This window comes from Streptomyces sp. NPDC001770 (assembly GCF_053596135.1).
This window is the reverse complement of sequence record NZ_JBSFFN010000032.1, coordinates 40212-64075: the sequence shown is the minus strand read 5'-3', so window position 1 is coordinate 64075 and position 23864 is coordinate 40212. Positions and strand designations below refer to the sequence as shown.

Annotated in this window: 23 protein-coding genes; 11 read left to right on the top strand and 12 right to left on the bottom strand. The window is 73.5% G+C overall.

Annotated features, from left to right (window positions below; translation table 11 throughout):
* Positions 1-72: 72 nt before the first annotated feature.
* Positions 73-729, bottom strand: a complete 657-nt coding sequence (locus ACWCSV_RS25785; protein WP_451146023.1) for a DUF3000 domain-containing protein — start codon at positions 727-729, stop codon at positions 73-75.
* A gap of 92 nt (positions 730-821) precedes the next feature.
* Between ACWCSV_RS25785 and hemE the strand changes: the two genes are divergently transcribed.
* The gene (gene hemE, locus ACWCSV_RS25780; protein WP_451146021.1) at positions 822-1895 is read left to right on the top strand and encodes a uroporphyrinogen decarboxylase; all 1074 of its coding nucleotides are present in this window, start codon (positions 822-824) and stop codon (positions 1893-1895) included.
* Between the two features lie 46 nt (positions 1896-1941).
* Here the strand turns inward: hemE and ACWCSV_RS25775 are convergent, their stop codons facing one another.
* Positions 1942-3327: an FAD-dependent oxidoreductase gene (locus ACWCSV_RS25775; protein WP_451146019.1), complete on the bottom strand. Its 1386-nt coding sequence runs from the start codon at positions 3325-3327 to the stop codon at positions 1942-1944.
* Positions 3328-3408: 81 nt separating this feature from the next.
* The gene (locus tag ACWCSV_RS25770; RefSeq protein ID WP_451146017.1) at positions 3409-4425 is read right to left on the bottom strand and encodes a DUF4349 domain-containing protein; all 1017 of its coding nucleotides are present in this window, start codon (positions 4423-4425) and stop codon (positions 3409-3411) included.
* A gap of 126 nt (positions 4426-4551) precedes the next feature.
* Between ACWCSV_RS25770 and hemG the strand changes: the two genes are divergently transcribed.
* The 3 genes from hemG (at position 4552) to ACWCSV_RS25755 (ending at position 8146) form a co-directional block, all read left to right on the top strand.
* Positions 4552-5979 carry a protoporphyrinogen oxidase gene (gene hemG / locus ACWCSV_RS25765; RefSeq protein ID WP_451146015.1) on the top strand — a complete coding sequence of 476 codons (1428 nt, stop codon included), beginning with the start codon at positions 4552-4554 and terminating at the stop codon, positions 5977-5979.
* Between the two features lie 127 nt (positions 5980-6106).
* Complete coding sequence (gene hemQ / locus ACWCSV_RS25760; protein ID WP_451146013.1) at positions 6107-6820, top strand: hydrogen peroxide-dependent heme synthase; 714 nt, start codon at positions 6107-6109, stop codon at positions 6818-6820.
* Positions 6821-7174: 354 nt separating this feature from the next.
* Positions 7175-8146: a carbohydrate kinase family protein gene (locus ACWCSV_RS25755; protein ID WP_451146011.1), complete on the top strand. Its 972-nt coding sequence runs from the start codon at positions 7175-7177 to the stop codon at positions 8144-8146.
* A gap of 22 nt (positions 8147-8168) precedes the next feature.
* Here ACWCSV_RS25755 and ACWCSV_RS25750 read toward each other — a convergent pair whose 3' ends face one another.
* Both ACWCSV_RS25750 and ACWCSV_RS25745 read right to left on the bottom strand, forming a co-directional pair.
* Positions 8169-9815, bottom strand: a complete 1647-nt coding sequence (locus ACWCSV_RS25750; RefSeq protein WP_451146009.1) for an alpha/beta fold hydrolase — start codon at positions 9813-9815, stop codon at positions 8169-8171.
* A 139-nt stretch (positions 9816-9954) separates the two neighbouring features.
* Positions 9955-10755 (bottom strand): TIGR04222 domain-containing membrane protein, encoded by an 801-nt coding sequence (locus tag ACWCSV_RS25745; protein ID WP_451146007.1) that lies wholly within the window; start codon positions 10753-10755, stop codon positions 9955-9957.
* A 134-nt stretch (positions 10756-10889) separates the two neighbouring features.
* On the opposite strand from ACWCSV_RS25745, the gene ACWCSV_RS25740 reads away from it, so the two are divergent.
* On the top strand, positions 10890-11411 hold the full coding sequence (locus ACWCSV_RS25740; protein ID WP_451146005.1) for an AAA family ATPase: 522 nt from the start codon (positions 10890-10892) through the stop codon (positions 11409-11411).
* A 115-nt stretch (positions 11412-11526) separates the two neighbouring features.
* Here ACWCSV_RS25740 and ACWCSV_RS25735 read toward each other — a convergent pair whose 3' ends face one another.
* From ACWCSV_RS25735 to ACWCSV_RS25725, 3 genes are all read right to left on the bottom strand, one after another.
* A complete protein-coding gene (locus ACWCSV_RS25735; protein WP_451146086.1) occupies positions 11527-12630 on the bottom strand; it encodes a TIGR04222 domain-containing membrane protein in 1104 nt (367 codons plus the stop codon).
* Between the two features lie 2 nt (positions 12631-12632).
* Entirely contained in the window at positions 12633-13958 is a 1326-nt protein-coding gene (locus ACWCSV_RS25730; RefSeq protein WP_451146003.1) for a DUF692 domain-containing protein, read from the bottom strand.
* 176 nt (positions 13959-14134) lie between these two features.
* Complete coding sequence (locus ACWCSV_RS25725) at positions 14135-14932, bottom strand: peptidyl-tRNA hydrolase (protein WP_451146001.1); 798 nt, start codon at positions 14930-14932, stop codon at positions 14135-14137.
* Positions 14933-15027: 95 nt separating this feature from the next.
* Between ACWCSV_RS25725 and ACWCSV_RS25720 the strand changes: the two genes are divergently transcribed.
* Both ACWCSV_RS25720 and ACWCSV_RS25715 read left to right on the top strand, forming a co-directional pair.
* On the top strand, positions 15028-15705 hold the full coding sequence (locus ACWCSV_RS25720) for an AIM24 family protein (RefSeq protein WP_451145999.1): 678 nt from the start codon (positions 15028-15030) through the stop codon (positions 15703-15705).
* A 59-nt stretch (positions 15706-15764) separates the two neighbouring features.
* Positions 15765-15956 carry a hypothetical protein gene (locus tag ACWCSV_RS25715; protein WP_451145997.1) on the top strand — a complete coding sequence of 64 codons (192 nt, stop codon included), beginning with the start codon at positions 15765-15767 and terminating at the stop codon, positions 15954-15956.
* A gap of 152 nt (positions 15957-16108) precedes the next feature.
* Here the strand turns inward: ACWCSV_RS25715 and ACWCSV_RS25710 are convergent, their stop codons facing one another.
* The 4 genes from ACWCSV_RS25710 to zapE all read right to left on the bottom strand — a co-directional run bounded on the left by ACWCSV_RS25710 (position 16109) and on the right by zapE (position 20448).
* A complete protein-coding gene (locus tag ACWCSV_RS25710; protein WP_451145995.1) occupies positions 16109-16933 on the bottom strand; it encodes a polysaccharide deacetylase family protein in 825 nt (274 codons plus the stop codon).
* Between the two features lie 125 nt (positions 16934-17058).
* A complete protein-coding gene (locus ACWCSV_RS25705) occupies positions 17059-18507 on the bottom strand; it encodes a nucleobase:cation symporter-2 family protein (RefSeq protein ID WP_451145993.1) in 1449 nt (482 codons plus the stop codon).
* Between the two features lie 235 nt (positions 18508-18742).
* Positions 18743-19168 carry an OsmC family protein gene (locus tag ACWCSV_RS25700; RefSeq protein WP_450773315.1) on the bottom strand — a complete coding sequence of 142 codons (426 nt, stop codon included), beginning with the start codon at positions 19166-19168 and terminating at the stop codon, positions 18743-18745.
* A 188-nt stretch (positions 19169-19356) separates the two neighbouring features.
* Positions 19357-20448: a cell division protein ZapE gene (gene zapE, locus ACWCSV_RS25695; protein ID WP_451145991.1), complete on the bottom strand. Its 1092-nt coding sequence runs from the start codon at positions 20446-20448 to the stop codon at positions 19357-19359.
* Positions 20449-20485: 37 nt separating this feature from the next.
* Here zapE and ACWCSV_RS25690 point away from each other — a divergent pair, with 37 nt between their 5' ends.
* From ACWCSV_RS25690 to msrB, 4 genes are all read left to right on the top strand, one after another.
* A complete protein-coding gene (locus ACWCSV_RS25690; protein ID WP_451145989.1) occupies positions 20486-21271 on the top strand; it encodes a pyrimidine reductase family protein in 786 nt (261 codons plus the stop codon).
* A gap of 201 nt (positions 21272-21472) precedes the next feature.
* Positions 21473-21925, top strand: coding sequence for an indole-3-glycerol phosphate synthase (locus ACWCSV_RS25685; RefSeq protein WP_451146084.1), 453 nt, complete (start codon positions 21473-21475; stop codon positions 21923-21925).
* A gap of 59 nt (positions 21926-21984) precedes the next feature.
* Complete coding sequence (murC, locus tag ACWCSV_RS25680; protein ID WP_451145987.1) at positions 21985-23385, top strand: UDP-N-acetylmuramate--L-alanine ligase; 1401 nt, start codon at positions 21985-21987, stop codon at positions 23383-23385.
* Between the two features lie 14 nt (positions 23386-23399).
* Complete coding sequence (gene msrB, locus ACWCSV_RS25675; protein ID WP_451145985.1) at positions 23400-23804, top strand: peptide-methionine (R)-S-oxide reductase MsrB; 405 nt, start codon at positions 23400-23402, stop codon at positions 23802-23804.
* Positions 23805-23864 lie beyond the last annotated feature (60 nt).

The window sequence follows — 23864 nt, the reverse complement described above, 5'->3', positions numbered from 1 at the left end:
CGCTGGATCAGGCCCCCGCGGGCCCAGCGCGATCCAGGCGCCGCCCCGCAGGCGGGACTTCTACAGCACGCCCTAGGCCTGCGGCCCCCGCCGCTGCGGCAGGGTGACCACCGTCGCGTCGGCCGGACCGGACGGCGGCAGGCCCGCGATCTGGCAGAGCAGGTCGCCCCAGGCCGTCAGGTGCCCCGCCGTGTCCGGGACCCCGCCCGGCCCTTCGCCGGGCGTCCAGGACGCGCGGATCTCGATCTGGGTCGCGGGACGGCGGCTGCCCAGTTCGCCGAAGTAGTGCGACCCCGCCCGGGTGACCGTGCCGCCCGCCGACCCGTAGGCGAGTCCGCGCGCCTCCAGGGCGCCCGTCAGCCAGGACCAGCACACCTCGGGCAGCAGCGGGTCGGCGGCCATCTCCGGTTCCAGCTCCGCCCGTACGAGCGTCACCAGGCGAAACGTTCCCTGCCAGGCGTCGTGGCCGGCCGGGTCGTGCAGCAGCACCAGGCGCCCGTCCGCGAGGTCCTCCTCGCCGTCCACGACCGCCGCCTCCAGGGCGTAGGCGTGCGGGGCAAGCCGCTGCGGCGGCCTGGTCGCCTCGATCTCCAGCTCGGGACGGAGCCGCGCCGAGCGCAGCGCCTCGACCGCCGACCGGAACCCGGGCGGAGTGGGTTTGCTCTCCGCACCGTCCTTCCGGGAAGCGGGGTCGGAATGATCGGAGAACTGTTCCTGCGCCGGAGCCATGCGGGGAAGAGTAGGCGGAACGCGGGCCGCGCGCAGGGAGAGACACCCTGGTGGGACCGTGCACCTTGGGGCTTCGTGCGAAGATTCTGTGCGTGAGTGCCAATGACCGCCCCTCGGGCCAGCTGACGACGACCTCCGCCACCCACGACTCGGCGTTCCTGAAGGCGTGCCGACGTGAACCCGTGCCGCACACCCCGGTCTGGTTCATGCGCCAGGCGGGCCGGTCGCTGCCGGAGTACCTGAAGGTCCGCGAGGGCATCGCGATGCTCGACTCCTGCACGATGCCGGAGCTGGTCACCGAGATCACGCTGCAGCCCGTGCGCCGCCACAAGGTCGACGCCGCCGTCTACTACAGCGACATCGTCGTCCCGCTCAAGGCCATCGGCATCGACCTGGACATCAAGCCCGGCGTCGGACCGGTGATCGCCGACCCGATCCGCACCCGCGCCGACCTGGCCCGGCTGCGCGATCTGACGCCCGAGGACGTCCCGTACGTCACCGAGGCCGTCCGCATGCTCACCGCCGAGCTCGGCGAGACCCCGCTCATCGGCTTCGCGGGCGCCCCGTTCACGCTCGCCAGCTACCTCGTGGAGGGCGGTCCCTCCCGCAACCACGAGCACACCAAGGCCATGATGTACGGCGACCCGCAGCTCTGGGCCGACCTCGTGGACCGGCTCGCGGAGATCACCGGCGCCTTCCTGAAGGTCCAGATCGAGGCGGGCGCCTCGGCCGTGCAGGTCTTCGACTCCTGGGTCGGCGCGCTGTCCCCCGCCGACTACCGCCGCTCCGTGCTGCCCGCCTCCGCCAAGGTCTTCGACGCGGTCGCCTCCTACGGCGTCCCGCGCATCCACTTCGGCGTGGGCACCGGCGAACTGCTGGGCCTCATGGGCGAGGCAGGCGCGGACGTCGTCGGCGTCGACTGGCGCGTCTCCCTGGACGAGGCCGCCCGCCGCGTCGGCCCCGGCAAGGCGCTCCAGGGCAACCTGGACCCGGCGGTGCTTTTCGCCCCGACCGCCACGGTCGAGGAGAAGACCCGCGAGGTGCTGGACGCGGCCTCCGGCCTGGAGGGACACATCTTCAACCTCGGCCACGGCGTCATGCCGTCGATGGACCCGGACGCCCTCACCCGGCTCGTCGGCCACGTCCACGAGCAGACCGCGCGCTGACCCGCGCCGGGCCACCCGCGCGCAGCGGGCGGCCCGGCCCCGCCGCTCAGGCCGAGCCCGCCGCCCGTACCGCCGTGCCGGCCTTGCGGGCGGCCACCAGGACCGGGTCCCAGACGGGGGAGAACGGCGGGGCGTACCCCAGGTCGAGCGCGGTCATCTCCTCCACCGTCATCCCGGCGGTCAGCGCCACCGCCGCGATGTCCACCCGCTTCGCCGCGCCGTCACGGCCCACGATCTGCACGCCCAGCAGCCGGCCGGTGCGGTACTCGGCGAGCATCTTCACCGTCATGGGCGCGGCGCCCGGGTAGTAGCCGGCCCGGCCCGTCGACTCGATCGTGGCCGTCACGAACCGCAGCCCGACCGCCCGGGCGTCCTTCTCCCGCAGCCCGGTCCGGGCGATCTCCAGGTCGCAGACCTTGCTCACCGCTGTACCGACCACGCCCGGAAACGTCCCGTAACCGCCGCCGACATTGGCGCCGATGACCTGGCCGTGCTTGTTGGCGTGGGTGCCGAGCGCGATGTGCCGGGTGCGCTTCGCCACCAGGTCCAGCACCTCCACGCAGTCGCCGCCCGCCCAGATGTCCTCGTGGCCGACCACCCGCATCGACAGGTCCGTCAGCAGACCGCCGTGCGGCCCGAGCGGCAGCCCGGCCGCACGGGCGAGCGTGGTCTCCGGCTCCACACCGATGCCGAGCACCACCACGTCCGCCGGGTACGTCTCCGCCCCGGTCACCACCCCGGACACCCGGCCGTCGGGACCGGTGCGGATCCCGGTGACCGCCGCGCGGTTCACCGTCGTGATGCCGAGGCCGTCCATCGCCCCGTGCACCAGGCGCCCCATGTCCGGGTCGAGGGTGGCCATCGGCTGCTCGCCCCGGTTCAGCACGGTCACCTCGAAACCGCGGTTCAGCATGGCCTCGGCCATCTCGACGCCGATGTACCCCGCGCCCACCACCACCGCGCGCCGCCGGCCCGTGCCCACCCGGTCCAGCGAGTCCAGCAGCGCCTGGCCGTCGTCCAGCGTCTGCACCCCGTGCACGCCCGGAGCGTCGATGCCGGGCAGCGCCGGGCGCACCGGCCGGGCCCCGGTGCCGATCACCAGCTTGTCGTAGCCGGTCCAGGACGAGGCGCCGGTCTCCAGGTCCACCGCCCGCACCCGCCGGCCCGCCACGTCGATCTGCGTCACCTCGGTGCGGGTGCGCAGATCGATGCCGCGGGCCCGGTGCTCCTCGGGCGTACGGGCGATCAGGTCGTCCCGCTCCGCCACGTCCCCGCCCACCCAGTACGGGATGCCGCAGGCGGAGTACGAGGAGAAGTGGCCGCGCTCGAAGGCCACGATGCTCAGCTCCTCGGGCTTCTTCAGCCTGCGGGCCTGCGACGCGGCGGACATGCCCGCCGCGTCGCCCCCGATGACCACCAGTCGCTCCGTCATGCCAGGTCCCTTCGCCGCAGTGTGCCGACCGACCACGCTAGCGGCGTTTCGCGGGTTTCCCGGCGTTCCCCCCGGCGGTCCTCAGGGAGCGGGTGCCGTGCCCACCTCCTCGCGCTCCTCCCGTCCGTCCGCGACGGCGGGGGCGACGGCCTCCGGGACGCGGCGACGGCGCACCGCCATCCGCCAGACCACCAGGAGCAGGGCGACGGCCGCCAGGAACGGGGCGGTGGCGCCGATCGCCATCGCGATCCACCGGAGCGTCGTGACGAACGCGTCCCACCCACCGGTCACCGCGTCCCAGAAACCGGGATCGTCGTCGTCGGCCGCGGCGGAGGTGTCCGGCTCGTTGAGATCCAGGGTGATCGTCGCCAGCGAGGTGCGGTCGGCCAGGCTCGCCCGCTGCGCCAGCAGGGACTCCAGGTCCGCCTGACGGCTGCTCAACTCGCCTTCCAGGGCGACGACGTCGCTGATCCGTTCCGCCTTCTCCATCAGGGCGCGCACCCGGTCGACGCTCGCGCGCTGGGTCGCGACACGGCTCTCCACGTCCACGACCTGGTCGGTGACGTCCTTGGCCTCCGAGGTGCGCGACAGCAGCCTGCCCGCGCCGGTCAGCCGCTTCAGCACGTCCTCGTACCGGTCCTCCGGAACGCGCAGCACGAGGTGCGAGGCGTCGTGGACGTCGTCCACCCGCTCGGTCGACTCGCTCTCCACCAGTCCGCCGCTGCCCTCGGCGGCGGACCGGGCCGCGGCGACCGCCTTCGGGACGCTCTTCACCTCGATGGACATCTCCGTGGTGCGGATGACGTGGGCGGCGGTCGCCGTGACCTTGTCCGCCGCCTTTCCGTCCGCCTTCCCGCCCGCAGCGGGGCCCGTGCCGCCCGACGTCCCCGAGCCGTCCGCGATCTCCGCCCCGCTGCCCTCGGCCCGCACGCCGGCCGCCTTGCTGTCGGAGGCGGACTCGCTCGTGCCGCCGCCGTCGTTCGCGCCGCACCCGGCCACCGCGAGCAGGACGACGAGCGCCCCGGCCGCGAGCCCCGCCCCCCGGGTGCGAAGGCGCGGGCGCTCCGGACGTCGCCGAGTTCTCTCCGTGGACTGCATAACTGGTCCCCCCAGCTGGTGAGTCGATGTGTGCCCTTGGACGTACCGGCCGCTCGGCAGGTTTCCCGGTAGCGGTTTCGAAGCAGTCACGGTCGGGACTCGTTCCGGGTTTGAGAGAGTGGACCCATGCAGGGTTCTGAACAGCACGCGCACGCGTCCACGCCGCACGTCGTCGTCATCGGCGGAGGGATCGCCGGACTGGCCGCCGCCCACCGGCTGCTCGGCAGCGGGGTACGGGTCACTCTCCTGGAGGCCTCGGCACGGCTCGGCGGGAAGCTCATGACCGGCGAGGTCGCAGGCGTCCAGGTCGACCTCGGCGCCGAATCGATGCTCGCCAGGCGCCCCGAAGCGGTCGGCCTGGCCCGCGCCGCCGGACTCGGCGACCGCCTCCAGCCGCCCGCCACGGCCGCCGCCTCCCTCTGGACCCGCGACGCGCTCCGCCCGATGCCCAAGGGCCACGTGATGGGCGTCCCGGGCGACCCGGAGGCGCTGCGCGAGGTGCTCTCGCCCGAGGGCATCGCCCGGATCGCCCAGGAACGCGAGCTGACCGCGACCGCCGTCGGCGACGACGTCGCGGTCGGCGCGTACGTCGCCGACCGGCTCGGCCGCGAGGTCGTCGACCGTCTCGTGGAACCGCTGCTCGGCGGGGTGTACGCGGGCGACGCCTACCGGATCTCCCTGCGGGCCGCCGTACCGCAGCTCTTCGACATCGCCCGGCAGGGCGGCCCGCTGCTCGACGGGGTGCGCCGGGTCCAGGAACGGGCCGCCGCGCAGCAGGCGGGCGGCCCCGTCTTCCAGGGCATCGCCGGCGGCCTCGGCACCCTGCCGGACGCGGTGGCCGACACCGTACGGGCTCAGGGCGGCGAGATCCTCACCGCGACCCCGGTGCTCGGCCTGTCCCGTACCGGGGCCGGCTGGGACGTCCGTACGGAGACCGGGGTGATCGCCGCCGACGGCGTCGTCCTCGCCACCCCCGCCTGGTCCGCCTCCACCCTGCTGGCCGCCGAGTCCCCGGCGGCCTCCGCCGAACTCGCGGGCGTCGAGTACGCCTCGATGGCCCTGATCACCATGGCGTTCCGGCGCGAGGACACCGAGGCGGTGGAGGCCCTGCGCGGACGCTCCGGCTTCCTGGTGCCCCCGGTCGACGGCCGTACGATCAAGGCCGCCACCTTCTCCAGCAACAAGTGGCAGTGGGTCGCCGACGCGGACCCCGGCCTCTTCGTGCTCCGTACCTCGGTCGGCCGGTACGGCGACGAGGACCACCTGCACCGTGAGGACGACGAACTCGCCGCGGTCTCCCGGCGCGACCTCGCCGCCGCCACCGGCCTCACCGCCGCACCGGTCGGTACCACGGTCACCCGGTGGATCGGCGGGCTCCCGCAGTACCCGGTCGGCCACCTCTCCAAGGTCGACCGCATCCGGGGTGAGGTCGCGAAGCTGCCCGCCCTGCGGGTCTGCGGCGCGGTCTACGACGGCGTCGGCATCCCCGCCTGCGTCGGGAGCGCGCAGCGCGCCGCCGACGAGGTCGCGGCCGAGCTGACGGGCCGGCCGTGACGGGGGCCGTCGTCACGGGCACGGCGCGGGAGCTCACGGGGGAAGACCACCGGGAAGATCGCGGGGGAGATCATCGCCACGCCGACCCTGGTTCGGGGCACGGAAGACGAGGCGGGACAATAGCCGTATGAGTGCGCCTGAGAAGATCCCGAACGCCGGTAAGAAGGCCAAGGACCTCAACGAGGTCATCCGCTACACCCTGTGGTCCGTCTTCAAGCTGCGCGACGTGCTGCCGGACGACCGCGCGGGCTACGCCGACGAGGTCCAGGAGCTGTTCGACCAGCTCGCCGCCAAGGACATCACCGTCCGGGGCACCTACGACCTCTCCGGTCTGCGCGCCGACGCCGACCTGATGATCTGGTGGCACGCCGAGACCTCGGACGAGCTCCAGGAGGCGTACAACCTCTTCCGGCGCACCAAGCTGGGCCGCGCGCTGGAGCCGGTCTGGTCGAACATGGCGCTGCACCGCCCCGCCGAGTTCAACAAGTCGCACATCCCGGCCTTCCTGGCGGACGAGACGCCGCGCGACTACGTCAGCGTCTACCCGTTCGTGCGCAGCTACGACTGGTACCTGCTGCCCGACGAGGACCGCCGCCGGATGCTCGCCGACCACGGCAGGATGGCCCGCGGTTTCCCGGACGTCCGCGCAAACACCGTGGCGTCGTTCTCGCTCGGCGACTACGAGTGGCTCCTCGCCTTCGAGGCCGACGAGCTCTACCGCATCGTCGACCTGATGCGCCATCTGCGGGCCTCCGAGGCACGGCTGCACGTGCGCGAAGAGGTGCCGTTCTACACCGGTCGCCGCAAGGCGGTCGCCGACCTCGTCGCGGGACTCGCGTAGGGTCCTCTGGTCGGCGTTCTCCCGGGGGCCCTCCCGGAAGACCGCCGGCCACCCGCACACCTGGTGGCCCGACTCGCAATGCCGGCGTTTCCCGGCCACCCCCGACCCGGAAGATCAGACGGCGTCCGGACGCGTCCAGCGTCACGGACAGCCGCTCCAGCGACACCGGGTCCGGCTCCGGGTGCGGCTCGCAGCCTGCGTGCCGCACCGGCGTCCTTCCGGGGCGTGCGTGGTCCTCGTGACCCCGCACGCCCCGGGACCCAGGGCCCGCGTCCGTATCTCTCCGCGAGGTTCCGGGGCGCGGCGGCGCGACCGCCTCCCGGGCCGCCCCAGAAGAAAGCCCGAGGCCCGGTCATGACGCCCCCTCCCGTTCCGTCTCCTGTGCCCGTCACCGTCATCGGTGAGGCCGTCGCCGACGCCTTCCTCGGGACGACCGCACCGGACGGATCGACCCCGATGACCGTCCACGCGGGCGGCGGCCCGGCCAACACCGCCGTCGCGCTCGCCCGGCTCGGCACCCCCACCCGCTTCGCAGGCCGCCTCTCGAAGGGCCCGCTCGGCACCCTGCTGCGCGAGCGGCTCGCCTCCTCCGGCGTCGACCTCGCCCCCTCGGTCACCAGCGCCCGCCCCGCGACCCTCGCCCTCGCCCGGATCGACGAGTCCGGAGGCGCCTCCTACGACTTCTACGCCGAGGCCACCGCGGACTGGCAGTGGACGCCCGCCGAGCTCACCGCGGCCCTGGCGGCCGAACCGCTCTCCGCCTGCGTCCACACCGGCAGCCTCGCCCTCGCGCTCCCCCCGGGCGCCGCCGCGATCGAAGCCGCCCTCGAACACGCCCGGCACACGTCCACCGTCTGCGTCGACCCCAATGTGCGCCCCACCCTGGTCGACGTGGAGCGGCTGCGCTCCCGGCTGCCGCACTGGTGCGCCCTGGCCGACATCGTCCGCGTCAGCGCCGACGACGTGGAGCTGCTGATGCCGGGGGCCGGGCCGGACGAGGCCGCCGGCCGGCTGCTCGCGGCGGGCGCCGGGCTCGCGGTGGTGACCCTCGGCGGCGACGGCGCCCTCGCCCGCACCCGTGACCTCGACGTCCGGGTGTCCGCGCCCGTGGTGGACGTGGTCGACACGATCGGCGCCGGGGACGCCTTCACCGCCGGGCTGCTGCACCGCCTCGCGGCGGACGGGCTGCTGGGCGGGCGGCTCGACGGCCTGACCGCACCCGCGCTGCGGAGCGCGATGGAGTTCGCCGCCGAGGTCGCCGCCCGCACCTGCGCGGTGGCGGGTGCCCAGCCGCCGTACGCCGCCGAGCTGGCGCACCCCGGCTGAGCCGCCGCCCCGCGCGGTGCTCTCAGGGGGCCGGGTCGCCCCGCAGGATGCGTTGCGGACCGGTGCCCCGGGGGACGGCCCGGTTCAGCGAGAGCGCGTTGGGCTCGCGGTGCGGGGCGCACTCGGCGTCCCGCGCGGGTACCCGGCCCGTCAGCAGGTAGGTCTCCAGGTGGGCGTTGACGCACGCGTTGTCGGCTCCGCCGATGCCGTGCGAGCCCGCGTCCCGCTCGGTGACCAGTACCGCCCCGCTCAGCCGCCGCCGCAGTTCCACCGCGCCCGCGTACGGCGTCACCCCGTCGCGCTCCGCCGCGAGGACCAGCACCGGCGGGAGTCGGCCGCGCCCGGTCCGTACGTCGGGCGGGTCCTGCCGGGGTCCCGGCCAGGAGGCGCACGGCAGGTTCGCCCAGGCGCCCGCCCAGGCGGCGAACGGGGCCCGGAGGGCCGCCCTGGTGTGGTCGCGGTCCCAGACGCGCCAGTCGGCGGGCCACACCCCGTCGTTGCACTCCACCGCCGTGCGGACCGCGTCGGCGTTCTCGTCGCCCTTCGCCGTGTACGGCCGGGGGGACGCCTGCGTGACCAGCGGCTCCGGGTCGCCCTTCGCGTACGCGGCCAGGGCCGACGCCCGCATCGCCCAGTAGTCGTCGTAGTACGCGGCGTTCAGGAAGGCCGCCTGGAGCCGGGCGGTCCCGACCGTGCCGCCCGCCGGGTTCCGCGACACCTCGGTCCGCAGCCGGTCGTACCGCCCGCGCACCGCGTCGGCGGTCGTGCCCAGGCCGTACACGTCGTCGTGGCGGGCGACCCAGGACAGGAAGTCCCCGAAGCGGGACTCCAGGGCCCGCGAGCGGGCCAGCCCCGCCCGGTAGCCGACCCGCCGGGGGTCCGGGTCGAGCGGCGAGTCGAAGACCATCCGGCGTACGTGCGAGGGGAACAGTGTCGCGTACAGCGCCCCGGCGTACGCGCCCTGGTCCGTGCCCATGAAGGTCAGCCGCGGCTCGCCCAGCGCGGCCCGCAGCACGTCCAGGTCGCGGGCGCCGTCGAGGGAGGAGTAGTGGCCAAGCGCCGGACCGGCGGCGCGCACGCACCCGTGGGTGTAGGCCGTAGCGAGGACGATCCGTTCCCGCTTGTACGCGTACGAGGGCTGCTGCGGCGAGTCCGTGGGCGTCCCGGCCGCCTCTTCGGGGCGGCGGCAGGAGAGCGCGGGCGACGGGGCGACGCCGCGCGGGGCATAACCGACCAGGTCGTAGGCGCGGGCGGTCTTCCGCCAGGCCGCCCACTCGCCGACCAGCGGGAACGTGATGCTCGCGGCCCCCGGGCCGCCCGGGTCGTAGACCAGCGCGCCCTGGCGCTCGGCCGCGTCGCCGGTGGCGGCCCGCCGGCTGACGGCGAGTTCGATCTGCGGCCCGAAGGGGTGCGCGTAGTCGACCGGCACGGTGAAGGTCCCGCACCGCAGCGACTCGGGGAGCATCTCGTCCTCCGGGCAGTCGCCGAAGGCGATCCCCCGTTTCCCCGCCCGTCCGGCGGCGATCACCGTCCCCCACGGCTCGGGCACCGTGACGTCCGCCCGGGCCGACGCCCCGGTGACCGAGGGCGCGGTCGTGGCGGATGCGGCGGCGGGCAGCGAGGCGAGGACCATCGCCCCGGCCGTCGCGTACCGCGTGAATGCTCTCACCGGTCGGTCCCTTCGTCCTTGCCCCGCGAGGTGTCCTGAGGGGCGGAAGAGGATCGTCGGGCGCGCGCGGCGGTGGAGTAAAGGACCGGCGGACGGCGTGCGGGAGCGTGTCCCGCGTGACGGACCGGCGCACCCGGTGTCAGTGGGCGTGCCCCGGGCCTCTCGTACGACGGCCCGTCAGCGCGGCGCGGAGCAGGGGGTCCTGCACGGCGCGCAGGCCGCGCACGGCGACGGCGGCCGGCAGGTGGCGCTGAGCGCCGCGCCCAGGGCCGGACGCCCGCATCGAGTCGAGCCACATCTGCCCGGCGGGGGAGGCCCACGGACTGTACGGATGGTTCTCGATCCGCACGATGAGCAGGCAGCCCGCCACGAGCACCAGCGGCAGCGCGAACCAGACGATCGCCGGCCCACCCGGCGAGTGCGCCCGGCCCGGCAGCAGCACGGAGGCGGCCGCCAGCACCACGATCAGCACCGCCGCGCGCCTGACCTCGCCCAGCGCCGCCGCCGTCGCGCCGCGCAGCGCGTGCGGCAGCGCGAGACCGGCCGCCACCAGGCGGTCGGCCAGCGCGCGTACCGGCTCCGCCGCCGCGGCGGCGGCCCGCACCGGCGCGATCCTCGACTGGCCGTCGGGCCCGATGGCCCGGATCACGGTGCGCTCGACCTCGTCCCGGCCCTGGGGGTCCACCACCGTGGCCCAGCCGGTGTGGGCCAGCAGCAGACTCCGCCGCAGGTGCATGGAGACCAGCGCCAGATCGGCGACCCGCTCCGGACCGCCGGCCAGAAAGGCCGTCTCGTACAGGCTCAGGTCGTACGGCGCCGGGTCCGGCCTGCGGGAGGAGGCGGCCGGCGGCTGGGCGGCCCTGGCGGCGGCGAGGCAGAGCCGCAGGCAGGAGAGGGCCGCCGCAGCCCATGCGATCAACAGACATATCAACCAGACCATGGGTGATTTCTATGCGAGCGGGGGAGAGGGCACCCCGGTTCGTTCACCATACGGACACGGATGAGGGGACGAAGTGGACGTCCGCGGTGGTCGTTTCCCGTCCGCGGCCGCGTGGGCCGACGTAGCCTGGGCCGATGATCGTATGGCTCAACGGAACCCACGGTGCGGGCAAGACGACGACCAGCGCCCTCGTGCAGCGGCTGATCCCGGACTCACGGGTGCTCGACGCCGAGAAGGTCGGCGAGACCCTCATGGACATCAAGCCCGGACTGCCCGGGCTGGACAACTTCCAGCACTGGCCGCCGTGGCGCCCGCTCGTGGTCGAGACCGCCCGTCACGTACTCGACTACACCGGCGGCACGCTGGTGATGCCGATGACCGTGCTGGTCGAGGAGTACTGGCGCGAGATCAGCGCGGGGCTCGCCCGCCACGCCATCCCCGTACGCCACTTCGTCCTCCACGCCGACCAGGAGACCCTGCGCGGGCGCATCGAGGGTGACACCGTCATGGGACCCTCCGAGTTCCGGCTGAAGTACCTGGAGCCGTACGCCGAGGCGTCCCGCACCTGGCTGCACCGCGAGGCCGAGGTCATCGACACCACCCACCTCACGCCCGACGAGTCGGCCCGGCGCGTCGCGGAGGCGGTGCGGGGCTGAGGCGCGGTGCGGAGCCGAGCAGCCGGCCCAGGAGCTGGGGCTCCGGTCCGGAGCTGGGAGGCGGTTCGGAGCCGAGCGGCCGACTCGGATCGGGAGGGGCCGGTTCGCCCCACGCTCAACTGCTCCCGCCCCCGCAGCTCGAACCGCCGCCCCCGCAACTGGAGCTGCTGCCGCCGCAACTGGAGCTGCTCCCGCCGCAGCTGGAACCGCTCGATCCGCAGCTGGACCCACCGCCGCAACTGGAGCCGCCTCCACCGCAGCTGGAACCTCCGCCGCCGCAGCTGGACCCGCCGCCCGCACCGCAGCTCGAACCGGGCCCCGAGCCGGACCCCGAACCGCAGCCGCCGCCCGGGCCCGCCCCCGCGCACCACACCACCGGCACCATCGCGGCCCCCGTCACGCCCGTGGCGTGGCCCCCGTAGTGGCGGGCCGAGGATGACCCGCCCCTGCGGCCCGGCCCGGGTGATCCGTACCGCGCGGCGGCCGTCAACTGGTCCCGCAGCGCCGGGTCCGCCGACGCCCGGAGACCGTAGGCCGCCACCAGCTGGGCGGGCGTCCCGCCCGCGGCGCGGGCCGCACGGTACGCCCCCACCGCGGTCATTCCCGCCTTGGTGATCCGCGCCCGGGCGCCCACCGCCGCCACCAGACCGGTCACCCCGCCGAAGAAGATCGCGGGCAGCATCTTGACGACGAACGGGAACGGCATCTCGGCGTAGCCGTCGAGCGTCGCGTACTGGACGAAGGTCGCGATCAGCGAGACGGGGAAGAGCACGAGGCAGACCACGCTCTGGAGGCCGCCCCAGCGGCGGCGCCTGCGGAGCTCCTCCGGCCGGGCCAGCAGTCCCCGGGCCGCCAGCCCGTCGCCGATCTCCTGCACGGCGGGGTGGCGCATGACCGCGAGGCGCAGGAGGTGCAGCGCTCCGTTCGGGGCGAGCGCCAGCTCGTGCAGGACGGCGCGCTCCACCGGGTCCTGGGCATACGGCCGCAGCACGGAGAGGATGCCCGGTCCGCCGATCACGACGCGCCCATCGGTGTGCAGGGCGGTGAGGGCGGTGTCCACGACCCTTGCCGGACCCCCGCCGAGGAAGGCCGCCTCGTGGTCGTCGTACACCGCGGCGCGGGAAGCGGCGTCCCGCGGGCCGCTCCGGGCACGCGCCGAGAGGAGCAGGATGCCGGAGACCACGATTGCGAGTGTCACCAGCAGGGCGATCAGGTTCATGGTCATCGGTTCCCCCCGGAAGATGCTCTGAGTGCGGTGGTGGACGTGACGAGCGCGGCTCGCGCCGCACGGACGAACCGGGTCGTGCGCCGGGGCGGCCGCGCTCCCGCACGCTCCTGCCACCAGTGGGTCAGTCGCAGCCGGGCCGCGTCGTCGGCGGGCTCGCCCGCGACCAGCAGGTACTCGGCGAAGGCGAGCGCGTCACGGCGGTAGCCGGAGGCCGGCGGACGGCCCTCGGCATAGCGGAGGAACGCCGCCCGGTATCCGGTTTTGAGGATTTCCGGCAGCTCCGGCGCCACCTTCGCGACGATGCCCGCCCGTTTGGCGGCCAGCGCCCGGCTCTGTACGCCCAGCCGCTCCGCGTCGAAGCCGGCGGGGACGGGCGCACCGGCGACCAGCGAGGCGAGCAGCCCGGCCTGGGCCCCGGCCAGGCGCTCACGGGCCCCGGCCGCCGTCGCCCTGGTCCCGGCCGCCGCCGTCCGCACCGGAGCGCCGGCACGGGGACGGTGCGCCGCCTCCAACGTCTTACGGATCAAAGCGAGTTCGCCGGCCAGCTCCCCGGCGGGCGGGAAGTCGTCGTCGCGTTCCAGCAGCACCCCGGGCGGGTCCACCCGGGAGCGCAGCTCCGACAGGACGTCCAGCACCGGGGCCGTCACCGGATGGGCGTGCGTGTCGTGCCAGACGCCGTCCTTCTCGACGCCGCCCGCCACATGGACGTACGCGATGGCCTCCACCGGCAGTTCGTCCAGCGCCGCGGCGGGGTCCTCGCCCCGGTTGACGTGGTTGGTGTGGAGATTGGCCACGTCGATCAGCAGCCGGACCCCCGTCCGCTCGACCAGCTCGGCCAGGAACTGGCCCTCCGTCAGCTCCTCGTCCGGCCAGTTGACCAGCGCCGCGATGTTCTCCAGCGCCAGCGGCACCGGCAGCGCGTCCTGGGCTATCCGCACGTTCTCGCACAGCACGTCCAGGGCGTCCCAGGTCCTGGGCACGGGCAGCAGATGGCCCGCCTCCAGCGCGGGTGAACCGGCGGCAGGCCCCCCGGCCCGTACGAACGCGACGTGCTCCGTCACCAGCGGCGCACCGAGCAGCTCCACCCGCGCCGCCAGGTCCGCCAGCCGCCGAGGATCGGGGCGCTCCGCACCGCCGAGCCCCAACGCCACCCCGTGCGGCACGACCGTGACGCCCCGCGCCCGGAGCCGTACCAACGAGTCGGGCAGATGGTCCGCGCAGAGGTTCTCCGCGACGGCCTCCACCCACTCGACGCCCTCCAGCGCCTCCACCGCGTCCGCGATCTCCGGACGCCAGCCGATTCCGACCCCGAGCCTCATCGTGCTCCCCCTCTCCGGGCGATCCGTTCGCTGCCCGTGGAGAGGTGATGACCCCGGCGCACGGTGGCGAACCCGGATGGGGAGACGTTCAGAGGAGGATTTGAGGTTGCGGCGGGAGGGGGCGGGACGGTCGCGCGGTACGGTTCCGCCCGCCCGCGCCGGGCGGCGCCGCCCGGTCAGCCCGTCAGGCGCGCCCGCAGCGCAGGGTGGTCCGCGATCACCGTGCAGGAGCCCGGGGCGATCTCGGTGAAACCGGCGTCCCGCACCACGGGCAGTCCGCTCACGGTGAGACGCCGCCAGGTCTCCGGGTCCGGGGTGGCCACCGAGAGCGGGAAGCCCGCCTCCTGCCACGTCTTGCGCTCCGTGTCCGTCAGCTCCCACCAGGCGAGCTGGGCGCCGTGGCCGGCCTGCGCCATCGTCTTGCCGGCCGACATGCCGAGCTCCGGGTTGAGCCAGAGGACCGGGCCGGCGGTGTCCGGCGCGGCCGGTGGTTCGGGGTCGTCCAGGTCCGTGCCGGAGACCTGGAGCTTCGCCAGCTCCTTGGGCCAGCCGTCCAGCGGGACCGGCGGGTAGACGCGCACCTCGGCGGCGTCCCCGGTGACCGTGATCCCGGGCAGCGCGCACGCCTTGCGCCACTCCGCGCCGCGGGCCCGTCGCACCACCTTGCGTATCCGGGCGTCCTGCCAGTCCCGCATCGCCTGCGCCCACTCGCCCTCGCCGAGCGCGCGGTCGTCGGCCAGGATGGTGAGCACCGCACGGGCCGCCGTCCGCAGCGCGTCCGTGCGGGCGGGCGGGTCGGTCTTCTCGATGTGCACCACCAGCGGCAGTACGAACTGCGGCGCCTCGTCGCGCGGGGTCGGCTCGGTCCGGAACGGGCTGTCCGCCGGAAGCGGTTCGGCGGGCTCGACCGGAGAGGCCGGAGAGGCCGGAACCGGAGAGGTCGGGGCCGTCGCGGGGATGTCGTCGCTGCTCACGGAACCAGTCTGCCAGGCGCCCCGGACACGCCGGGCATCCGTCCGTGCGGTGGGCCCCTTGGCTTCGTGGGCCGTTCCCCGCGAGGATGCGGCGCATGAAGAGCGATCTGTTTTCCAGTGAGCACATGGCGCAGCAGGCCACCGTCCCCGGTATGACGCTGCAGAACGCCAAGTCGGTCAAGTACGCGGTCAACGGGGAGATGCACGCCCGCCAGGGCTCGATGATCGCTTTCCGCGGCAACCTGCAGTTCGAGCGGAAGGGCCAGGGGATAGGCGGCATGCTCAAGCGGGCCGTCACCGGTGAGGGGCTGCCGCTGATGGCGGTCCGGGGGCAGGGCGAGGCGTGGTTCGCGCACGAAGCGCAGAACTGTTTCATCGTGGAGATCGAGCAGGGCGACGTGCTCACCATCAACGGCCGCAACGTCCTCTGTTTCGACTCCACGCTCGCGTACGAGATCAAGACGGTGAAGGGCGCCGGGATGACCGGTGGCGGCCTCTTCAACAGCGTCTTCAGCGGGTACGGGAAGCTGGGCCTGATCTGCGAGGGCAACCCGATCGTGATACCCGTCACACCCCAGGCGCCGGTCTGCGTCGACACGGACGCCGTCGTCGGCTGGAGCGCTCAGCTCACCACCTCGCTGCACCGCTCCCAGAGCTTCGGCTCGATGGTGCGCGGCGGCTCCGGCGAGGCGGTCCAGCTCCGGCTGGACGGCGAGGGCTTCGTCATCGTGCGCCCGAGCGAGCTGAAGCCGGAGAAGACCCCGTCCAGCTGAGCCGGGCGGCCTCCGGGGGCCGTGGCAGGGGGGCGCGGGGCCGTCGTACGCTCGGCACCATGGACGACGACGCGTACTGTGCGACCCCCGCCCCGGCCCTCGGGCCCGCCGTACCGGCCGACACGGGCGAGCCGTACGCCGCGTGCGTGCTCTGCCAGAAACCGACGGAGTACCCGGAGTCGACGAAGGGTGCCACTCTCTGCCCGGTCTGCGCCTGGCAGGAGGCCGGGCGGACCGCCTGCTCCGGCTGATCGGAGCCGGATGGGCGGGGGAAGCCTGGATGGGCGGGGGAAGCCCGGATGGGCGGGGGAAGCCCGGATGGGCGGGGGAAGGCCGACGAGCGCGGGCGGCCCGGCCCGGGGAGAACCCGGACCCGGCCGCCCGTCGGTCGTACTCCGCCCCGTCAGTTCCCCGGGTCGGCCGCCGTCCGCATCAGCTCCGACACCTTCACGAACCGGTAGCCACGTGCCCGGAGTTCGGGGACGATCCGGCGTACCGCCTCCTCCGTGGCCGGGGCGGCGCTGCGGGTGCAGTGCAGGACCACCAGCGAGCCGGGAGTCACGCCGTCCAGCACCTGCTGGGCCACCGCGTCCGAGTCGGTCGCGAACGCGTCGCCCCCGACCACGTCCCACTGGACCGCCGTCACCTTCTCGGGGGCCAGCGCGCGCAGCGCGTCGTCGTCGTAACAGCCGCCGGGGAAGCGGAAGTACGGGACGACGTTGCGCGCCCCCGCCGTGCGGAAGGCGGCGAACGCACGCTCCACCTCGTCCTTCATGCCCTCCTTCGCCACGGTCGGCAGGCCGTAGCAGGGGGAGGTGAAGGCGTAGTGGCTGTACGAGTGGTTGGCGATCTCGAACGTCGGGTCGGTGCCGATCGCCCGGGCCTGGTCGGGGTACTCCTCCGCCCAGCGGCCGGTCATGAAGACGGTCGACTCGACCTTGAGACGGTGCAGCAGCGAGATCAGCGGCGGGTTGTCGAACGATTCGCCCGCCGCCGCCCGGTCCCCCTCGTCGGCCGTCATGTCGGCGTCGAAGGTGAGCGCCACGACCTTCTCGTCCGTCAGGGGCCCGCCCTTCGGACGCCGTTCGAAGACCGGGGTGCGGCCTTCGGGGCCCGGTGCGAGGGTGGGCGGCTTGGCGGGCGGGGCCGGGCTCGCGGACGCGGAGGCGCCGTGCCGTGGCCGCGCGGGGGTGGGGTGCCCGCCCGGACTCTCGCATCCGGCGAGCACCCCACTCAGAACAGCCAGGCCGGCGAGACAGGCAAGGCCGGCCGGAGGCGAAATTTTCCGTGCTGGGACTTTCCGTGGTGAGGTATTCACGCACGGAAAATATAGGACAATATGATTTATATGGGTCAGGTGATCTGCGCGGCGCTCGGAGCGCCCCGATCGGCCGACGTGGCCCCCTCCGCGACCGGCTCGGCTTCCTTCGCGGGTGCGGGCGGTGTGCCTTCCGTCCCGGAGGGCGTACGCCCCCAGGGCGTGTGGTGGAACAGCAGGTTCAGCAGGAAGGCGGTGAACGCCGCCGCCGTGATGCCGCTGCCGAACACGATCTGGACCCAGGACGGGAACTTCGCGTAGATGCCCTCGGACATCTCCGGCAGCAGCCCGATCCCCAGCGCCACCGCCGCGATCGTCAGGTTCTGGCCCCGGTCCAGGTCCACCCGGCGCAGGGTGTTCACGCCGACCATGGTCACCGTGGCGAACAGCACCAGGGCTGCGGCCCCCACCACGGGGCCGGGCAGCGCGGCGACCAGTTCGCCGAGCCTCGGGACCAGGCCGAGTGCGACCAGGAGGCCGCCCGCGACCGCCGTGACGTACCGGCTGGAGACCCGGGTGAGGCGGATGAGCCCGACGTTCTGCGAGAAGAGGGTGTCCGGGAAGGAGTTCATCGCCCCGCCGAGCACGCCCGAGAGGCCGTCAGCCGCGAGGCCGCGGGCCAGGTCCTTGTCCGTGAGGGGCCGTCCGGTCGCCTCGCCCACCGCCAGCATGGTCGCGGTCGACTCGGTGAAGATCACCAGCATCACCACGCACATCGAGACCACGGCGGACACCGGGAACTCCGGGGAGCCGAAGTGGAAGGGGGTCGCCAGCCCCAGCCAGTCCGCGTCGGAGACGCCGGAGAAGTCGGTGAGGTCCAGCGGGACGGCGACGGCCGTGCCGACCACCAGGGCGATCAGGATGCCTATCTGCCCGGCGAACCCCTTGACGAAGCGGCTGAAGAGCACGATGAAGACGATCACCCCGGCGGCCAGCCCGAGCCGGGTCCCCGACGCGTAGTCGGCGGCCTCCGGGTCGTTGCCGGTGATCAGCCCGGCGGCCACGCCGATCAGCGAGAGGCCGATGACGGTGATCACCACGCCGCTCACCAGAGGCGGGAAGTAGCGGACCAGCCGCGCGAACGGCACGGCCATCAGCAGCCCGAAGAGCCCGGCCGCCAGCATCGACCCGTACACGGCCCGCATGCCGTACTCGCCCTGGATCAGGATCATCGGGGTCACCGACGCGAACGTGGCGCCCGTGACGACCGGCAGCCGTACGCCGAGTACCTTGCCGATGCCGAGGGACTGGATCAGCGTGATCACGCCGGCCACCAGCAGGTCCGCGTTGATCAGCAGGCCGATGGTCGAGATGTCGAGCCCGGCGGCGCCGCCGAAGACCAGCGGCACGGTCACGCAGCCGGTGTACATGACGAGCACGTGCTGGAAACCGAAGGCGGCGAGCCTGCCCGGGGAAGGGCGCCGGTCGACCGGATGGACGTCCCGTTCCCTCGGCGGGACCGGTGCGGGGTCTGATACGTCCATGTCATGCCCTCCTGTGCAGGTCGCTGCGTTGGAGTGCATTGAGCCAGCCGTTCTTTGAGAACGTGCGGCCGTGCGATGACGCGGGTGTTACGGAGGCGGGGGCCGGCCTGGGGCCGGGAGTGGCCGACGGTGTGCGACCGGTGGCCCGACGGCCGACGTGGGAGTGACCGGCCGCGCGGGCCGCCGCCACCCCCTAAAAGCCGGGGGCGGCGGCGGCCCGGGGCCGGACGGCCGGTCAGGCGAGGGTGGCCGTCAGGGTGATCGTCGTACCGGACAGCGCCTGGCTGACCGGGCAGTTGGCCTTGGCGTCCTCGGCGGCCTTGACGAAGCCCGCCTCGTCCAGGCCGGGAACCTGGCCCTCGACCGTGAGGTGGATGCCGGTGATGCCGGTGCCGGGCTGGAACGTCACCTCGGCCTTTGTGTTCAGGCTGGTGGGCGGGGTGCCCGCGCCGGCCAGACCGTTGGAGAGGGCCATCGAGAAGCAGCTGGAGTGCGCGGCGGCGATGAGCTCCTCCGGGCTGGTCTTGCCGTTGGCCTGCTCGGCGCGCGAGGGCCAGGAGACGGGGAACTCGCCGACACCGGACGAGTCGAGGGTGACGACACCCTTGCCCTCCAGCAGGTTGCCTTCCCAGACCGTGTGCGCCTGACGCGTGGTAGCCATGGTGAATCCCTTCGGAAAACGGTGTGCGCGGTCGCGCGGTTCCGCGGTACCTCATGTGCCGCGGAACCGGTGAACGACGCGGCCACCCGGAGGAGTCGCGCCGTCACCCCCACGAACCTACTGCGCCACCAGGCCGTGTCCGACCATGCGCGTCGGATCGGCGGCCACCGTCCGCACGGCGGGAATCGTCAGGTGCGGACCAGCCCCTTGGCGTCCCGGGCCAGTGCCGTCAGCCGGGAGATGGCCCGGAAGTACTTCTTCCGGTACCCGCCGTTCAGCATCTCCTCGCTGAACAGCCGGTCGAAAGGTATGCCCGAGGCGAGGACCGGGATCTCACGGTCGTACAGCCGGTCGGCGAGCACCACCAGACGCAGCGCCGTCGACTGGTCGGGCACCGGCACCACGCCGGTGAGGCAGACCGCGCTCACGTCGTCCGTCAGGGCGCCGTACCGGCTGGGGTGCACCTCGGCCAGGTGGCCGAGGAGCGCGGGGAAGTCGTCCAACGCGGCTCCGGCGGTGGCGTATGCGGCCCTGGTGACCTGCTCGTCGTCGAACGGTGGCGGGGCCTCGGGAAGGCCCCGGTGCCGGTAGTCCTGGCCGTCGATCCGCAGCGGACGGAAGTGCGCGGAGAGCCCCTGGATCTCGCGGAGGAAGTCGGCGGCGGCGAACCGGCCCTCACCGAGCTTGCCCGGCAGCGTGTTGGAGGTCGCCGCCAGCGCGACGCCCGCCTCCACCAGCCTGCTGAGCAGCGAGGAGACCAGCACCGTGTCGCCCGGGTCGTCGAGCTCGAACTCGTCGATGCAGAGCAGCCGGTGCCCGCTCAGGGTCCGTACGGTCTGCTGGAAACCCAGCGCGCCGACGAGGTTCGTCAGCTCCACGAACGTGCCGAACGCCTTCAGCGCCGGTTCGGCGGGGGTGGCGTGCCAGAGGGAGGCGAGCATATGGGTCTTGCCGACGCCGTAGCCGCCGTCGAGGTAGACCCCGCGCGGACCGGTCGGGGCGGCGGGCTTCTTCGCGAACCACCTCCGCCTGCCCTCTCCCGACGCGTACGCCCCGCCGAGACCGGCGGCGAAGGAGCCGAGCACCGTGACGGCCTCGCTCTGGCTCGGCTGGGTCGGATCGGGGACGTACGTGGCGAAACGCACCGAATCGAAGCGCGGCGGCGGCACCATCTCGGCGACCAGACGATCGGCGGGGACGTGCGGCCGGCGGGCGCACAAGGACAGCGGAGCCGCGCCGGAGAGGGAGTTTTCCCCCGGAGCGGTGGTGGAGGACGACACAACTGTCAACCTTAAGGGCCGTGCCACACTGCCTGACATGCGAAGCCTGTTCCCTGTGACGGACCTGACAGTCACCGCCGCCCCCGCCCCGGCCGGCGCCGACGACCGCGAGTGGAGTCTCGACGAGCTCGCCGAGGCGTACGCCTACCCGGCCGGCCCGGGGCCCTGGCTGCGCGCCAACATGGTCACCACCCTGGACGGCGCAGCCCAGCACGACGGCCGCTCGCAGGCCATCTCGTCCCCCTCGGACATGCGGATCTTCGGCACCCTGCGGGGCCTCGCCGACGTCGTGATCGCCGGCGCCGAAACGGTACGTACGGAGGGGTACCGGCCCGCCCGCGCCCGTGAGGCGTTCGCCGCGCGGCGAACGGCGGCCGGGCAGTCGCCCGCGCCCGCCGTCGCCGTGGTCAGTGGAAGCCTCGACCTGGACTTCTCGGCTCCGCTCTACACCGAGCCGCTGGTCCCGACGCTGGTGCTCACCGGGTCGGCCGCGCCGGCCGAGCGGGTCGCCGCGGCGGGGAAGGCGGGGGCCCGGGTGGTGGTCGCCGGTGAGGGCACCCGGGTCGACCCCGCGCGAGCCGTCCGGGAACTGGCCGCCCTCGGCCTGACCCGGCAGCTGACGGAGGGCGGGCCCCGGCTGCTGGGCCAGTTCGTCGCCGCGGGTGTCCTCGACGAGCTCTGCCTGACCGTCTCGCCGGTACTGACGGCGGGCGACGCGCAGCGGATCGCGGGCGGCCCGTCCGTACCGGTCCCGGAACGCTTCGCCCTGGCGGGGCTGCTGGAGGAGGACGGGTTCCTCTTCACCCGGTACCGCCGCCCCTGAGGCGGTACCGGACGTGTCCCCGGGCAGCCGGGACATCCGCCGACTCTTAACGGAATTTACCGTTCCGCTTGTCTTCCGCTGGGCACACTTACCTCTGCAATCTCCGTGCGATCACGGGGAAGGATGGTTTCAGCAGCGGCCTCCACGAGGCCGGCCGGATGAAGAAGCGGAAGGGCGCCCGTCGTGTTCACAAGCGTTTTGATGATCGAGAAGCCGCTCACCCCCGAGGACGTCGACTTCGTCACGACCCTCCACGGCGACGAGCGGATCTCGTTCATCGTGCTCATGCAGCCGCGCGGCGACCAGGCCGACGTGCTGCTCCGCGCGATCGACGACGTGGCGCTCGGCGAGCTGCGGGACGCCGCCCGGGAGGGCGAGGAGCCCGAGGGGAAGGACGCGCTCGAACCCGCGCGCCTCGCCCTCGAACACTCACTGCGCACCCTGCGGACGGCAGGCTCCGAAGCGGTCGGCCAGGTCGTGGAGGACCACCCGCTGGACACCCTCAAGACCGTGGTGGACGACGCGGAGGCCGACGAGGTCATCGTGCTGACCGCCCCGCACTACGTGGAGGAGTTCTTCCACCGCGACTGGGCCTCCCGCGCCCGCCACAAGGTCGGCGTCCCGGTGCTCAAGCTCTTCGCGCACAGCGAATAGGCTGGGCACCGGTGCCGGGCCGACCCGGCACCACGACCGACTTCAGGGAGAGAACACGCATGGCACCCGGTATTCCTGCCGCCATGGAACGGCCGCACTTCATCGGCATCGGCGGCGCCGGGATGTCGGGCATCGCGAAGATCCTCGCCCAGCGGGGCGCCGAGGTGGCGGGCAGCGACGTCAAGGAGTCCGGCACCGCCGAGGCGCTGCGCGCGCTGGGGGCGACCGTCCACATCGGTCACGCCGCGGCCCACCTGGCCTCCGACGCGACCTGCGTGGTCGTCTCCAGCGCCATCCGCGCCGACAACCCGGAGCTGGTGCGCGCCGCCGAACTCTCCGTCCCGGTGGTGCACCGCTCCGACGCGCTCGCCTCGCTGATGACCGGTACCCGCGCCATCGCCGTGGCCGGCACCCACGGCAAGACGACCACCACGTCGATGCTGGCCGTCGCCCTCTCCACGCTGAACCTCGACCCCTCGTACGCCATCGGCGGCGACCTGGAGGGTCCGGGCACCAACGCAGCCCACGGCGGCGGCGACATCTTCGTGGCGGAGGCCGACGAGAGCGACCGCAGCTTCCAGAAGTACGACCCCGAGGTCGCGATCGTCCTCAACGTCGAGCTCGACCACCACGCCAACTACGCCTCGATGGACGAGATCTACGAGTCCTTCGAGAAGTTCGCCGGAAAGATCACCCCCGGCGGCACTCTCGTCGTCGCCGCCGACCAGCCCGGCGCCGTCGAGCTCACGCGACGGCTGCGCGAGAACGCCGGGACCGACCTCAACATCGTCACCTACGGCGAGTCCGAGTCCGCCGACGTGCGCGTCCACAAGGTCACCCCGCGCGGCCTGACCAGCGAGGTCACGGTCCTGCTCAACGGCAGGTTCCTCACCTTCACCGTCTCCGTGCCCGGCCGCCACTACGCCCACAACGCCGTCGCGGCCCTCGCCGCCGGCGTCGCCCTCGGCATCCCCGCGCACAACCTGGCCTCCGCCCTCGGTACGTACACCGGGGTCAAGCGCCGCCTCCAGCTCAAGGGCGAGGCCGCAGGCGTCCAGGTCATCGACTCGTACGCCCACCACCCCACGGAGATGACCGCCGACCTGGAGGCCATGCGCGGCGCGGCCGCCGACGCCCGCATCCTCGTCGTCTTCCAGCCGCACCTCTTCTCCCGTACCCAGGAGCTGGGTACGGAGATGGGCCAGGCCCTCGCCCTCGCCGACGCGTCCGTCGTGCTGGACATCTACCCGGCCCGCGAGGACCCGGTTCCCGGCGTCACCAGCGCGCTGATCATCGACGCCGCCCGGGCGGCCGGCGCCGACGTCACCGCCGTGCACGACAAGGCGGACGTCCCGGGGGTCGTCGCGGGAATGGCGAAGCCGGGTGATCTCGTTCTCACCATGGGAGCGGGCGACGTCACCGACCTCGGCCCGCACATCCTGGACCAGCTGTCGAAGTGAGGGAGCGAGCCACCGTGCCGTACGACATCGAGAAGCCAGACGAGCAGTGGCGGGAAGAGCTCTCCCCGGCCGAGTACGCGGTACTGCGCCAGGCCGGTACCGAACCCGCCTTCCGGGGCGAGTACACCGACACCAAGACCGAAGGCGTCTACTCCTGCCGCGCCTGCGGGACCGAGCTGTTCCGCTCCGACACGAAATTCGAGTCGCACTGCGGCTGGCCGTCCTTCTACGACCCGAAGGACACCGACGCGGTCGAGCTCATCGCGGACACCAGCCACGGAATGGTCCGCACCGAGGTGCGCTGCGCCCGCTGCGGCTCGCACCTCGGCCACGTCTTCGAGGGTGAGGGGTACGAGACCCCGACCGACCAGCGCTACTGCATCAACTCCATCTCCCTGAAACTGACGCCCGACGCCTGACGGCCCGCCCGTCACCGGGTACGTACGCGAGAAGGGCCGGTGCCGGGTGGCTCCGGCCCT

Excerpts from the sequence above, each read along its gene's own strand:
- ACWCSV_RS25705 (WP_451145993.1), bottom strand. The coding sequence starts at position 18,507 with ATGGACGTATCAGACCCCGCACCGGTCCCGCCGAGGGAACGGGACGTC.
- ACWCSV_RS25685 (WP_451146084.1), top strand. The coding sequence starts at position 21,473 with ATGATCGAGAAGCCGCTCACCCCCGAGGACGTCGACTTCGTCACGACC.
- ACWCSV_RS25735 (WP_451146086.1), bottom strand. The coding sequence starts at position 12,630 with ATGAACCTGATCGCCCTGCTGGTGACACTCGCAATCGTGGTCTCCGGC.
- ACWCSV_RS25755 (WP_451146011.1), top strand. The coding sequence starts at position 7,175 with ATGACGCCCCCTCCCGTTCCGTCTCCTGTGCCCGTCACCGTCATCGGT.
- hemQ (WP_451146013.1), top strand. The coding sequence starts at position 6,107 with ATGAGTGCGCCTGAGAAGATCCCGAACGCCGGTAAGAAGGCCAAGGAC.
- ACWCSV_RS25745 (WP_451146007.1), bottom strand. The coding sequence starts at position 10,755 with ATGGTCTGGTTGATATGTCTGTTGATCGCATGGGCTGCGGCGGCCCTC.
- hemG (WP_451146015.1), top strand. The coding sequence starts at position 4,552 with ATGCAGGGTTCTGAACAGCACGCGCACGCGTCCACGCCGCACGTCGTC.
- ACWCSV_RS25700 (WP_450773315.1), bottom strand. The coding sequence starts at position 19,168 with ATGGCTACCACGCGTCAGGCGCACACGGTCTGGGAAGGCAACCTGCTG.
- ACWCSV_RS25770 (WP_451146017.1), bottom strand. The coding sequence starts at position 4,425 with ATGCAGTCCACGGAGAGAACTCGGCGACGTCCGGAGCGCCCGCGCCTT.
- ACWCSV_RS25785 (WP_451146023.1), bottom strand. The coding sequence starts at position 729 with ATGGCTCCGGCGCAGGAACAGTTCTCCGATCATTCCGACCCCGCTTCC.
- ACWCSV_RS25775 (WP_451146019.1), bottom strand. The coding sequence starts at position 3,327 with ATGACGGAGCGACTGGTGGTCATCGGGGGCGACGCGGCGGGCATGTCC.
- ACWCSV_RS25690 (WP_451145989.1), top strand. The coding sequence starts at position 20,486 with ATGCGAAGCCTGTTCCCTGTGACGGACCTGACAGTCACCGCCGCCCCC.
- ACWCSV_RS25730 (WP_451146003.1), bottom strand. The coding sequence starts at position 13,958 with ATGAGGCTCGGGGTCGGAATCGGCTGGCGTCCGGAGATCGCGGACGCG.
- ACWCSV_RS25720 (WP_451145999.1), top strand. The coding sequence starts at position 15,028 with ATGAAGAGCGATCTGTTTTCCAGTGAGCACATGGCGCAGCAGGCCACC.
- murC (WP_451145987.1), top strand. The coding sequence starts at position 21,985 with ATGGCACCCGGTATTCCTGCCGCCATGGAACGGCCGCACTTCATCGGC.
- ACWCSV_RS25715 (WP_451145997.1), top strand. The coding sequence starts at position 15,765 with ATGGACGACGACGCGTACTGTGCGACCCCCGCCCCGGCCCTCGGGCCC.
- ACWCSV_RS25740 (WP_451146005.1), top strand. The coding sequence starts at position 10,890 with ATGATCGTATGGCTCAACGGAACCCACGGTGCGGGCAAGACGACGACC.